Here is a 12,831-nt window from a genome sequence, read left to right on the forward strand (position 1 = left end):
CTAGGATAATCGATGCAGCCCTTACATATTCAAACACCACTTATCGAGTCGCAATTATTAAAGAATAAATTCAATAAACGGGTCTATTTTAAACTGGAATGTTTGCAACCGCCTGGTTCGTTTAAATTACGGGGAATAGGCTTGTTATGCCAGCAAGAATTACAGCGAGGTGCAAAGGCTTTTGTTGCCTCATCTGGTGGCAATGCCGGTATTGCAGTCGCTTATTGCGGGATGAAACTAGATATCCCTGCTACTGTTTTTATTCCTTCCTCCAGCAACCCGGTTTATATTGATGCAATAGAATCGTATGGTGCAAAAGTGGTGGTAGCGGGACAGGTATGGGATGAAGCGCACCAGGCCGCATTAAAATTTGCTAAACAGCATCAAGCCGCTTATATCCCACCTTTTGATCATCCTGCTTTGTGGAAAGGACATGCTTCGATGATTACAGAAGCTGTTCAACAAGGACTAACAAAACCCGATGCAATTATCCTGTCTGTTGGTGGCGGTGGTCTTGCATGCGGGGTTCTGGAAGGAATGCATCAACAGGGGTGGGAGAATGTGCCGCTCATCGCAGTTGAAACAAAAGGGGCTGATGCCTTTGCCCAATCTGTAAAGGCAAATAAATTAATAACCTTAGACGCTATCACTAGTAAAGCAACCAGTTTAGGTGCAAAACGAATTGCGCAAAAATTAATGGATTGGACAGCAATTCATAAAATAGAGAATATTGTGGTTACGGATGACGAAGCAGAGCAAGCATGTTGGAATTTCGCGCGCGAGCAGCGAATTTTGCTGGAGTTATCCAGCGGTGCTTCATTGTCTGTAGTTTACAACAATCATCCCATTCTTTCTAAGGCTGAATCAATTTTGGTTATTGTTTGCGGCGGGATAAATACCACCCATCTAGTCAATAATCCCAGCTTTTTTAAAGCTGTCTAACAATGCTTCTGCCTGAGCAACACAGGCTATTGCTGTGCTCTCAGGAATAATATCTCCTGAGTAATCAGCAATATTGCGTTGTTTACGCATCGCATCCAGTATAATAACTGTTTTTATATCCGTACCTAAAGTTTGGGGTAATAACTGAATCATCGTCTGATGATGACCTGGCTTAGATGTTAAGGTTCTAAATCCCCTGGCTTGGAGCGCTGCATTTGCTAATTGCATTATGGCCTTATAAGCTGCGTCAAAACGGTTTTCAGCGCTAACCAAGTCAATTTTTGAATCTGCAATATTGCGCTCAGCAGCATGCACAAGCCGTTTTATTGCGTTGGGATCAGATGGTATCTTTTCAAGACTGATACCTATTAAGTTATCCAAGGTCATTTTCTGTTCCTATGATAAATAGTTTAGGATTATTTAAAATCTCTTGGATGAAAAGTTCTTGTTTTTGTAAACATGCATTCCATTGTTCTCTTGAATATATTTTGGGGTTAATCTCTCGTCCTAAACTGATTTGAGCAGAATAAAGGGTGGTTACTATTTCTGTAAAGTCAATATCACCGATAACAAGTACATCGATGTCAGAGCCAAGATTCTCGGTCCCTTTTGCTACTGAACCAAAAATAAAAGCCACTTCAATTTTCTCAGCCAAGGGTGTTAGCAAATCAAATAAAACGTCCACCAAGCCAGACGTTTTTTTCAAAATGCTGGTAAGTTCGGGGTAAATCGATAATTTATGATTGGCTTGATAATAAACCTGATTACCACTGAGCTCGCGCAACAGTATGTTAGCCTTAGCTAGCTTGGACAACTCTCGATGAAGGGTGCCTGCTGCCGTATTTGTTAATCTTGCAATCTCACGGACATGATAACGCTTATCAGGATGTAGCAGTAAAAGTCCAAGTACACGCCGTCTGTATTCAGAAAATAATATGGAGGTATCTGACATAATCTTCAAGTGAAGCCAAATAAGCTTCAATCATAGCTCAATAAGCTACATCATTCAATTGGCATAAAATGGCTTCTTGAAGTGCTCCAATAAGCATAAGTATTCTCAAGTTTTCTTGCGTGGACGAGGTGACTTATTATAATAGATCTCTGGTGCCTAGGAAGCTCCTTCAATAAGCAGTGCGCCAGGTAATTAGAGAAGCGATCCATGCCATTAAAATAGAGGGAAATGATGTTTAATCAAAAAACCACGGATTTTTGCAAGCAGCTTGATATAAGCTTGCCTATTATTCAAGCACCAATGGCTGGTGGAATAACTACACCTGTTCTAATTAGGGAAGTGACCAAATACGGGGGGTTAGGTTCATTGCCGCTCGGTTATTTATCCCTGGAGGAAGCACAAGATGCAGTTTGTAAAACAAAGGCGCTCACATCCAAACCCTTTGCAGTAAACCTATTCATTCACAACGCTATAGCCTATCCTTCAAAAATACAGATTACAAAGATGCTGGAATATATAAACCAGCATCGTTTATCTCTTGGATTACCGCCCTTGCCTGAGATCCCATCATCCGTTGAACCGGATAACGATGAGTTATTAGATATGCTCCTTAACGAGGGTATATCCATTATTAGTTTTACCTTTGGTATTTTAAGCCACACTACGATGAGAAAGCTGCTGGAAAAGAATATTTTTATTATAGGAACAGCCACAACTGTGCGGGAAGCGAAAGCACTTGAAGCCCTCGGCTGCCATGCGGTAATTGCCCAAGGGTATGAAGCAGGCGGGCATCGTGGAGGGGGCTTTCTAGAAGGCCAGGATGGTGGATTCATTGGAACCATGGCGCTTGTTCCCCAAATGGTGGATGCATTGACTATTCCGGTGATTGCCAGCGGGGGTATCATGGATGGGCGCGGCATAGCTGCTGCATTCACTTTGGGTGCCAGCGCTGTTCAAATGGGTACTGCGTTTTTAACTTGCAAAGAAAGCAATGCTTCTCCTCTGCATAAGCAGATGATTTTGGATAGCCCGGCAGAGGGCACCTGCATCACCTCTATTTTTACAGGAAAGCCGGTTCGTAGTTTTAGAAATGAAATAGTTGATATGACAGAAAAAAATTTTAGAAATGAGGATTTACTTCCCTACCCTTTACAGCATCAGCTCACCAAAGAATTGAGGGCTCATGCCAATAAACTAGGCCGCACAGAATTGACTGGCCTATGGAGCGGGCAGGGCGCCCAATTAAGCCGTCCAATGTCTGTTGCGCATTTAATGGCTGTGCTTGAAAAAGAAACGGTTTCTGCGCTTTCTCAATTTAAAGGAATAAGTTGAAGACTTCGAATAGCGGCAAATGGAAGCCATACACTGCCTCAATTTGCCACTGCTATCCAATGAGTTTAGTCAAGACCTAACTGAGCCCATTTATTTTTAGATTGTAATTTTTGGATGAAATCGCTAACCGTTTCTACTGATTGCCCAACAATTTCATCTGCTCGGGATGATTTGATGAATGCCCTGAGGGAATCCCCTAATTGGCCGTTCCTATACGTTGACAAATGTTGGGTTATATCTACATTCTCACCTTTTAATGCGCTTATCAAATCGTTAACAGCATCTCTTTTCTGGGTGAAACTCTTTTGGCCCGGGATAAAAAATGGGTAAAAGTATTCTTTCACCTGACCTTTTGAGTTGGTTACATTTTGCCGATTTCTTAAGTATGAACCCAGCAGGTCTTCCATTGCATGGTGTGCAGATCGGGTGTGATAATCCAGGTTAGAATCATCGTCAATTTCAATTTCCGGACACTCCAGATCATTTGAATGCTCAATGCAAAATTTAACCAGGCTGTTAATTTCCGCAGTTTTGGTTTTTAAATCAGGGAAAAAAACAGCTTTTTTGGAACTGCTTATCACTGGGTACTCAAAAGTAAAAAAACGAGAGTTAAAAGCATCAGGCAGATTTCGTAATGCTTCTTGGCCAATCAGATATATGGCTTCTATTTCAGTGTGTTTCTCTTTTACGTTTTTAAATACCAGATTAGTAAGCCATTGAGGATAAAGTCTGAATTTACTGTTGTAATAATATTTCCAGTCATCCCTTTTGAATGCAAGAATTACCCCCCCCATGAGCAGAGCTATCATTTTAGCTTGTTTATCGGTTTCATGGCTGTATCTTAATCTTGCAAATTCGTTGCGCATTGCAAATAGAGTAGATTTGGCTTCTGCACTTATATTGGAATTGCGAACCTCTGTACCCCCTACCAGGGTATCAAGTAATTCCAGTGTATTGTGTTTCATAATAGGGCTCTTAGCTTAAATAATTGGCATATTATATTTCAGACTGATGGCTTTTTACAAGGTAGGTGTGTTTAGCGGAGTTGTTGCGAGCCTTTGGCGAAGCAACCCTACATCGAAGCGCTATTCGGGCATTGATCTGGATTGCTTCACTTTGTTCGCAAAGACAGGACTTATTCACAAAGAAGGCTATTTAAGCAATTTTGCCAAGTCCTTGGCAAAATAGGAAATGATCATATCAGCCCCTGCTCTTTTTATTGCCAGAAGGCTCTCAAGCATGGCCTGTTCTTCATTGATTAACTGCTGCTTTGCCGCAAGTTTAAGCATGGAATACTCGCCGCTCACCTGATAAGCACAGAGGGGAACAGCGGGGTAATTCTGTTTAATCTGGTAAATTATATCAAGGTAATTCATCGCCGGTTTGACCATCAGCATATCTGCGCCCTCGGCCAAGTCCAGTGCAGCTTCCCTGAGCGATTCCTTACTGTTGGCCGGATCCATCTGATAGGATTTACGATCGCCAAACTGTGGTGCACCCTGGGCGGCTTCCCGGAAGGGTCCGTAAAAGCTGGAGCAATATTTTACCGCATAGCTTAATATCGATTTATCCTGAAAGCCGGCGGTGTCGAGCGCTTTTCGAATCGCCATCACCATGCCGTCCATCATGCCGCTTGGGGCTATCCAGTCCGCCCCGGCTTGCGCATGGCTAACTGCCTGCTGGCCTAATAATTCAAGGGTTTTGTCATTATCGACTGTGTGTCCCTGTAATACGCCGCAATGGCCATGATCTGTGTATTCACAAAAGCACAAGTCGGTGATAATGAGAATATCTGGATTCACTTCACGAATCCTGCGGATTGCTTTCTGAATAATGCCCTCAGGCTGCCAAGATGAACTGCCTTGTGCATCTTTATGGGCTGGCAAACCAAACAACAGGACTGCTGGAATTCCCAAGGCGCTAAGTTCTTCAATTTCGCCGGCCAGCGCATTCAATGGTAATTGGAATTGGCAAGGCATGCTCGGTATTTCACGGGGTGCCGAGAGGGTTTCACTGATAAACAAGGGATAAATGAACTGCTCGATGTTCAAACGGGTTTCTCTCAAAAGGGCCCGGCTGGCCGCAGTTTGCCGCATCCGTCTTAATCGCAATGGTAAAGGATAAGCGCTCATATTATTACCTCTTTTGGTGGGTATACAGGAGATCAATGCCGCTGCCGGTTGGGCTTGCATCAATCTGAATACTAAAGAATTTATTTAATAAATATTTCAGGGTCAATACATTACTGTCGGCCTGAGAAAGACCTACGTTATAGCTAAGGTAGAGCCGCTTGGAAAGGGATTTACCCACAACCAGTGAAGTCGTATCATTGACCTGGTTGGTTTGCTTATTGTAGGTACTATTATTAGCGATATTAAAATCGACGCCTAGCTTTTGTTTTAATTGATTAACCAGCTGTAAACCGTTGCTTCCTGAATTCAGATTCATTGAAGAAATCGCTGTCAGCAATAACTGGCCGCCTGATTTATTGGCCTGGCTCGCTGGGCGGCCCAGTAAAAGCATTGATAAAATATCGGCCTGCGAAAGCGTTGCCGGGTTGGAAAATAATTTAACCTGAGGCGAGAGTAGTCGCCCACTGACTTCAATCCCTACAGTCAGCTTGTTGCCAAAATCCAGTGTCTGTATATTACTGGGATTAAAATCAAACAATTGATCAGAGCCGGCAAAGCTTGCGGTCGTATTGGAAAATTTCCTTACCGCCCTGATATTCAAACCGGGATTGTCGATTAATCCGCCGGTAAATAACAACTCGCCCTGTTCAATGGTTAGGTCCTGACCATAGGCCTGATATTTGCCATCGTGAATGGTTAATTCGCCGCCGGCATTTAATGGGCCCTCCGGCAATTGACGAAGATTAATGGAGCCGCGTAAAAAACCATTTAACCCTTTTACCGCCAGCTCAACCTCATCGCCCATTTCTACATTGACATTGGCATCAATATGCAGGGGATTGTCAGCCGGTTTGGCATCTGTAAAAACGACATCGCTGCTTAAAGTGACTGTATTATTGAATGACTGTGGTTTCAGAGAGGCTTTTGGAATTAACAGTTTGCCATTCAAAACCAGGGATGAGGGGCTAAATTCAAATTTTAAATGGGGGGAGATATAAATGGTATATTCCGAGCTGTTCATCACCAGCAGATTGTCTCCTTCCAGAGACAATTGTCCCTTTACCTGTGGAAAAAAATCGCCCTCGCCAGAGAGGATAAGCGGCTTTTCACCCGCATATAAACTGCCTTTAACTGACCAACGGTTGTCCTGGCTTTTTAAATTGATATTAATGGGGCTTAAGGTGAATCCACTCCTTCTGGCGGACAGACTGCCATTTTTTACTTCAATTACCCCATTCAGATCCGGTTTGCCAATGCGGCCTTTAATATCAAGATTAGCCAATAACTGGCCGCTCGATTTAGTTATTTCGGGGCTCATACTGGCGATAAAATCAAGGGAGTTGATAGCAAGATGAGCAGTTCCTTTCACTGGCTGCTGTCTGAAGTCGGCCTGGTTAAAATTAAACTGTGGTAAATCAAGGGCCAGACGAATGGATTTATCCTGATCAATATTAAAATGACCTGTTAGGCCTAAACCCTTCCTAGCCAGATTCATTTCAAATTGTCCCCCTTTAAAAGTGAGCAATTCTTTATCGGGAATTTGAAAGCTGCCCGGGGCAATATTAATGGATAAGCTGCCCTTATTCTCATTTTCAAAATTTCCCTGGGCATTCAACTGTGTTTTTAAGCCCGCAAGCGAAGGGTGCAGCAGGGCCGGCTCTGGCAGTTTTGCATCCATTTTCCAGGGCTTATTCGCTAAATGGCTAATTGAAATCTGGTTTTCTCCCAAACTGATTTTCGCTGATTGGGTTTGACCCTGTGAATTAATAATTACCTTGAGTGCCCGCTGGTAATAAATGCCATTGATTTGACCGTTAAGCAGAATATTTTGCAAATTGTCGCCCGAAAATTTAAGCTGTGCCTCCATTTTCTTAAGAGGGGAGGAGGGTAAAAATTGTTCTGAAAAACTGGCCTGTAACTGCCCTTGAAAGACGGGCCCCTGTCGTTGGTCAAAGCTAGTCTGCAAATGCACAGCCCCCTGTGGGGAGTTGAAATCCGCAGTGCTGTTTATCTTATCCTGGTTGCCGCTTGCCTTAAGTGTCAACTGACCATTAATCGGCTGAATTAATTCAGTTTGCATTTGCACATTTAAGTTGGGTAATGTTCCGCTTATCCTTAATTGCCCTTTGGCAACTTCCAACTCCGGCTTATCGAGCGGCCAATTTAAATTTGGCCATTGGAGGAGGGTGTTTAGCTCGGAAAAACCCTGAAGGTTGCCCTGCAGGCTGATCGCAGCCGGTTTGCTCAACTCTCCACGCCAGGCATATAATGATTGATCGCCTGCCAATTGAATCTGACCTTTGAGTCCTTGTGGCGCATTGGAGTCAATGTTTAGATGGGCTGCAGCCTGGTAAGGAGACTTCGTTTGCATCCATGCCTGAACATCAAGCTGTTGCTGCTGATAGGCAAGTTGCAGATAATCAAGCTGCCATTGATTTTTTCTAAGGTAAACCCGCAGTTTTAATCCGTCAATCTGCTGTTTTTCGCTATCAAGATTGACCGTTACTGACTGGATTGCCAATTGGTTAATCAGTAATTCCACCGGCAATGAAGGGATAGCGAATGCGGTATCCCCGGATGAAACAGGGGGTTTACAAGCATCCAGAGCTTCTGCACAAACATTCCTTTGCTGATAATCCAGCTGGCTGATTTCCAGCGAACGAATATTAATACGGTAATGCAGTAAGTCCTTAAGCCGCCAATGTAATCGCAGATTTTTCAGATCAATCTGCTGGCTTTGATCGATATATTGGAGCTTGTCAAAATAAATGCGGCCAGCGGCCTCGCCTTTTAACCCTTCGAAATGAAGCTGGCCGGGAATAAACTGGCTTCCTGTTTTAATCAGGATATAAAGGCCTGGGGTGGTGGTTAGTAAAAAAAACAAAATGCTGCTTAAAATCACCAGCAACCAAAGGGTTTTATAAAACAGTTTTCTGAATAGTAGCTTTAATATCATAAGTCTGGCCCCATATTGATTACCAGACGCGGCTTTTTGTCTTTACGGTTAAATCCGCTGTCAATGGCCTGTGCCACGCCTACCTTAATGGGGCCAATAGGGGAGACCCACATTAAGCCGATTCCCAAATCATTCTGCCAATCTTTAAGACTCGGTTTATATACATCACCCGTATCAAAAAAAGCAGTGACATACCAATTGTCCAGCGTTTCTTTCTGAATCTCAATGCCGCCGTAAGACATGATTTTTCCCGGGCCAATTGAGTTGTAGGTATATGCTTTCAGGTTATCTGCACCGCCAAGCAGCATGGAGAGCGATAAGGGCAATTGATTAATATCATCAATCAAGGTAACTCCCTGAATGGTATGAAGGTATAGGCGGGTGCGCATTTTTTCAAGCGTCACTGCGGCTTTAGCATCAACAGAGGCCTGGGCAAAATTGACTTCTGAGAGAGCCAGTTTACTGGCACCCAGGGCATTTACCGTCACATTATAACCCGTTGGTGAAAAGAGTTGGTCCTTTTTATTCATCCAGCTCAAGCTGGCCTTGGGATATAAAATCAGTTTTTCAAATTTGGGCGTCTCATCGTAGCTGTACCGTTCATACAGCCCATTTAATGAGAGAACCCTTTGGTAATGGTTAAGGGTATGTCTCTGGGCAAGGGAAACCTGGGCTGAGTTACTATAGCCGGCGCTGTAATTCAGATTGGCCAGACTGCCGAAAATATCATATTGATCAGTCAGTGGATTCTGACCGGGGATGATGTACTGTGCCTGCAGGCGGTTCTCATTCATCGAGCCAAGTGCTATGGCATTGAATTTGTGACCGGCAGAGTTCACTGGAACTACGTGATAACCCAGCCGCCCCCGCACACCCGTGTCTGTACCAAATCCCAGTCCTATTGAATAATTGGTTCTTGGGGCTGGCTGGAGATGAACATTGACCGGAATCATCTGGCCTTCTTCATTTAAAACGGGTTTAACAATGACGTTGCTAAAATAGCCGCTGCTGGAAAGCGCATTATTAAAAGCAAGAATTTGCTCTGTTGAATAAGACTGACCTTCGGCAAAAGGAATGTAGCGTCTCAATAGTTCGGGAGAAATATAGCTGGGACTGAATTGTACCTGGCCAAAAAAGAACTGGGGGCCTGTATTAAAAACTAACTGAATACTCGCGCTGTTGTGCCCACTGTCGACAAGTACTTCTGCCTTATCGAAAGAGGCATGCAGATAACCCTGGTTTTCGGCTGCGTTCATCAATGTTTGTTTGGCTTGTTCATAGTCCTGGCTAATAAAAGGTTTCCCTGGTTTCAGAGTCAGTTTGTTCAAGGCTCTCTTGATTAAATAATTATCATTACCTTCACCTACGATACTGATTGAGACCTGGGCAATTAGCAGCCTTGGCCCAGGAGTGATTTTAATCTGTATATTGTTTCTACCGCGGGTAATTGAAGCCTGTGAGTTAAAATAGCCATAGGGGGACAAGGCCTGGGCGACCTGCGCCTTTAATTCTTCGTCCGTCTGGGATTCCAACGGCTTGTTTTCAGCGATTTCCTGAAGTCGGGATTGAACATTAGCCAATACTTTGCCCTTAACACCGGAAATAACGAAGTGCCCAGTCGTTTCAGCTGCCATTAGCAATGGCAGTGATAAAAATAGCAAAAAAGGTCTGAATCGTTTAATCATTTCCCGTTATAAGCCCATTAAATAGGTAAGCCGGAGGTCATTAATGTTCTTCTGCAAGCGCACAATCTTCCTTTAATTCATAAATCAATTCCAGCGCTTGTTTGGCAGTCAGATTATCGGGCTCCAATTTCGACAGCTTCTCCAGAATTGAGTTGACAAATGCTGGTACTGGTCTGTTGATATTGCCTGGAGCAGGCATTGGCGGTGTTGCTGTCTGCTGGATTTCGTGCAAATGCATTTTTGCAAGCTTTAGCACCTCTGCAGGTAAACCAGCCAGCTGAGCGACCTCAAGCCCATAACTCCGATCAGTGCAGCCTTCTTCAATGTGATAGAGAAAAACAATTTTTCCTTCGATCAATTTGACCTGCAAATGCTTATTGATAATACAGGGATATTGATCTGGAAGGCTGGTTAGTTCGAAATAATGGGTTGAGAAAAGGGTAAATGCCTTAACGGTATTGGCGAGATAAACGCAGACCGCATAAGCAAGCGCCATCCCGTCATAGGTACTGGTACCGCGGCCGATTTCATCAATCAGGACAAGACTATTGGAAGTTGCCTGTCTGAGAATATGCGCCGTTTCCGTCATTTCGACCATGAAGGTTGAACGTCCCGAGGCCAGATCGTCACTGGCGCCGATACGGGTAAAAATCTTATCAATTATACTCAGGTTTGCCCGCTGGGCAGGGACGTAACTGCCGATATGAGCCAATAGAACGATCAGGGCCGTCTGCCGCATGTACGTCGATTTACCTCCCATATTAGGGCCGGTAATCAGCAGCATATTTCTTTGCGGCTCGAGTGTTAAATCATTGGCGATAAATTGGTCCTGGCGAATGAGTTCAATCACCGGATGGCGTCCAGCCGTAATATGAATAGCCTGTTGCTCCATAAATTGTGGACAAGTCCAGTGATAGCTTATGGCGCGCTCAGCCAGATTAACCAAAACATCCAGTTGGCTGATAGAGTCAGCCAGTTGGCCTAAGGCCTTGATATGCTCAAGCAGCAAACTCAGGAGATTTTCATAAAGCCATTTTTCTCTGGCCAGGGCTTTAACCTGTGCGGATAACACTCTTTCTTCAAAGGCTTTTAATTCGGGGGTGATATAGCGCTCTACGGCTTTGAGCGTTTGCTTTCTCTGATAGTAGTCAGGCGCTTTTTCAGATTGATTTCTGGACAGCTCAATGTAATAACCCTGAACGCGGTTATAGCCGAATTTGAGAGTGGATAAGCCAGTGCGTTGCTTTTCCGCTATTTCAAATTCGTTGAGTTTGCCATTGGCATTTTCGCTTAAGGCTCTTAACTCATCCAGTTCTTCGTCAAAACCGGGTGCAATAACGCCGCCATCGCGGATAAGCACCGGCGGGTTATCAATGACTGCCTCGGTCAGCAGGGTTAGTAATTCGGGCTGGGGGGTTAAGCCCAGACGAATCTGTTTTAGAAGAGGAGAGGAGTGGGACTGTAAACAAGCATTTAGTTCAGGCAGAAGGTTGAGGCTCTGCCTTAATTGCACCAAGTCGCGGGGTCTGGCGGATCCAAGGGCAATCCGCGATAAAATGCGCTCGACATCGCAAACCTGTTTGAGCAGATTTTGCAGGGGGGCAATCTGCTGCTGTTCGCATAACTCCCGGATTGCCTGCTGTCTTTGATTAATCGCCTGGACATTTCTTAAAGGGCGCCCCAGCCATCGTTTCAGAAGGCGGCTACCCATGGGATTGACCGTATGATCCAGGACGGCCAATAAGCTATTTTCACGGCCTCCCTGATAATTTTCAAAGAGCTCGAGATGTTTTTGGGTCGCAGCATCCATGTGCAGGTAATCCTCATTATTTTCCAGAGTGATCTGTTTTAAATGAGGCAGCGCCTGGCGTTGCGTGGTTTTAAGATAACTGAGCAGGCAACCCGCTGCCACCAGGGCTAACTGATAGTTTTTTTCGCCAAATGCGTGAAGGCTGCTTACTTCAAATTGCTCACTCAGCAATTCTTTGGCCTTATTCAGATCGAACTCCCAGTGCGGGCGTGGCTTGATGCAGAAGCTGGCGGGCAGAGAAATTGGGGAGGATTCCTGCAATAAATGTTCTGCAGCCTGCAAACGATTGATTGTTGCATACAGCTGTTCCTCATCCTCAACTTCGAGCAGATAAAAGCGTCCGCCGCTTAAATCAACCCAGGCCAGGCCATAGCGTTTGGCTTTCTGGTAAACGGCTAATAAAAGATTATCCGATTTTGCGTCCAGGAGTGCTTCATCGGTAAGGGTACCGGGCGTAATAATTCGCGTAACTTGCCGCTCCACAGGTCCTTTGCTGGTGGCTGGGTCGCCAATTTGTTCACATATGGCAACAGACTCGCCTTTTTTTACCAGGCGCGCCAGATAGTTTTCCACTGCATGATAGGGAACGCCTGCCATTGGAATGGGTTTATCCGCTGATTGACCGCGATGGGTCAGGGTGAGATCAAGCAAATGCGCTGCCCGTTTGGCATCGTCATAAAATAATTCATAGAAATCACCCATGCGGTAAAACAACAGCATGTCAGGATAATCGGCTTTGATGCGTAAATACTGCTGCATCATTGGAGTATGTGTTACAGACATGAACAAAACCAAGGCGGAGTAAAGCAGCTGATTTTAGCAAAGAGGGAGGTCTGCGTCAGTAATTTATTTTCTGGCTGGGTAGTATGGATGCCGCGGCATGTCCGCGGCGCCGCGGCAAGTAGGCAGTTCCGGCTGTCTGTGGCAGTCCCTGCTGTGAGTGGCAGTTCTCACTATGCGTAGGGCTTCCTACGTGCCGCGGCATCCAGTCAGCAGACGCTAAATCAATTACCCCTCCCAAA

The 12,831-nt window shown here is 44.7% G+C and carries 9 protein-coding genes; 2 read left to right on the forward strand and 7 right to left on the reverse strand.

The features are described from left to right. The first annotated feature begins 12 nt into the window (after window positions 1-12). Window positions 13-942 carry a pyridoxal-phosphate dependent enzyme gene (locus DYH42_RS04365; RefSeq protein ID WP_058524765.1) on the forward strand — a complete coding sequence of 310 codons (930 nt, stop codon included), beginning with the start codon at window positions 13-15 and terminating at the stop codon, window positions 940-942. Here the strand turns inward: DYH42_RS04365 and DYH42_RS04370 are convergent. Both DYH42_RS04370 and DYH42_RS04375 read right to left on the reverse strand, forming a co-directional pair. After that, entirely contained in the window at window positions 907-1,329 is a 423-nt protein-coding gene (locus tag DYH42_RS04370; protein WP_058524764.1) for a hypothetical protein, read from the reverse strand. The two genes, DYH42_RS04365 and DYH42_RS04370, sit on opposite strands and share 36 nt — an antisense overlap. Beyond that, window positions 1,316-1,894, reverse strand: a complete 579-nt coding sequence (locus DYH42_RS04375) for a nucleotidyltransferase domain-containing protein (RefSeq protein WP_058524763.1) — start codon at window positions 1,892-1,894, stop codon at window positions 1,316-1,318. Before DYH42_RS04375 ends, DYH42_RS04370 begins: the two co-directional genes overlap by 14 nt. Before the next feature lie 228 nt (window positions 1,895-2,122). Here DYH42_RS04375 and DYH42_RS04380 point away from each other — a divergent pair, with 228 nt between their 5' ends. Beyond that, window positions 2,123-3,226, forward strand: coding sequence for an NAD(P)H-dependent flavin oxidoreductase (locus tag DYH42_RS04380; RefSeq protein WP_065232856.1), 1,104 nt, complete (start codon window positions 2,123-2,125; stop codon window positions 3,224-3,226). Between the two features lie 65 nt (window positions 3,227-3,291). On the opposite strand, the gene DYH42_RS04385 is transcribed toward DYH42_RS04380, so the two are convergent. The 5 genes from DYH42_RS04385 to mutS form a co-directional block, all read right to left on the reverse strand. Then, window positions 3,292-4,191 (reverse strand): hypothetical protein, encoded by a 900-nt coding sequence (locus tag DYH42_RS04385; protein WP_058524761.1) that lies wholly within the window; start codon window positions 4,189-4,191, stop codon window positions 3,292-3,294. Window positions 4,192-4,377: 186 nt separating this feature from the next. Then, window positions 4,378-5,358 carry a porphobilinogen synthase gene (gene hemB, locus DYH42_RS04390; RefSeq protein WP_058524760.1) on the reverse strand — a complete coding sequence of 327 codons (981 nt, stop codon included), beginning with the start codon at window positions 5,356-5,358 and terminating at the stop codon, window positions 4,378-4,380. Between the two features lie 4 nt (window positions 5,359-5,362). Continuing rightward, entirely contained in the window at window positions 5,363-8,314 is a 2,952-nt protein-coding gene (locus DYH42_RS04395) for a translocation/assembly module TamB domain-containing protein (protein ID WP_058524759.1), read from the reverse strand. After that, the gene (locus DYH42_RS04400) at window positions 8,311-9,999 is read right to left on the reverse strand and encodes an autotransporter assembly complex protein TamA (protein WP_242604327.1); all 1,689 of its coding nucleotides are present in this window, start codon (window positions 9,997-9,999) and stop codon (window positions 8,311-8,313) included. The genes DYH42_RS04395 and DYH42_RS04400 overlap by 4 nt, the downstream gene beginning before the upstream one ends. Before the next feature lie 40 nt (window positions 10,000-10,039). Next, complete coding sequence (gene mutS / locus DYH42_RS04405; protein WP_058524758.1) at window positions 10,040-12,592, reverse strand: DNA mismatch repair protein MutS; 2,553 nt, start codon at window positions 12,590-12,592, stop codon at window positions 10,040-10,042. Between the last annotated feature and the right edge of the window lie 239 nt (window positions 12,593-12,831).

Origin of the sequence: Legionella birminghamensis (genome assembly GCF_900452515.1) — a bacterium.
GTDB classification, from domain to species: domain Bacteria; phylum Pseudomonadota; class Gammaproteobacteria; order Legionellales; family Legionellaceae; genus Legionella_C; species Legionella_C birminghamensis.

Bases quoted from the DNA above. Each gene is read 5' to 3' on its own strand.
- DYH42_RS04365 (WP_058524765.1), top strand. From the start codon at position 13: ATGCAGCCCTTACATATTCAAACACCACTTATCGAGTCGCAATTATTA.
- DYH42_RS04370 (WP_058524764.1), bottom strand. From the start codon at position 1,329: ATGACCTTGGATAACTTAATAGGTATCAGTCTTGAAAAGATACCATCT.
- DYH42_RS04375 (WP_058524763.1), bottom strand. From the start codon at position 1,894: ATGTCAGATACCTCCATATTATTTTCTGAATACAGACGGCGTGTACTT.
- DYH42_RS04380 (WP_065232856.1), top strand. From the start codon at position 2,123: ATGATGTTTAATCAAAAAACCACGGATTTTTGCAAGCAGCTTGATATA.
- DYH42_RS04385 (WP_058524761.1), bottom strand. From the start codon at position 4,191: ATGAAACACAATACACTGGAATTACTTGATACCCTGGTAGGGGGTACA.
- hemB (WP_058524760.1), bottom strand. From the start codon at position 5,358: ATGAGCGCTTATCCTTTACCATTGCGATTAAGACGGATGCGGCAAACT.
- DYH42_RS04395 (WP_058524759.1), bottom strand. From the start codon at position 8,314: ATGATATTAAAGCTACTATTCAGAAAACTGTTTTATAAAACCCTTTGG.
- DYH42_RS04400 (WP_242604327.1), bottom strand. From the start codon at position 9,999: ATGATTAAACGATTCAGACCTTTTTTGCTATTTTTATCACTGCCATTG.
- mutS (WP_058524758.1), bottom strand. From the start codon at position 12,592: ATGTCTGTAACACATACTCCAATGATGCAGCAGTATTTACGCATCAAA.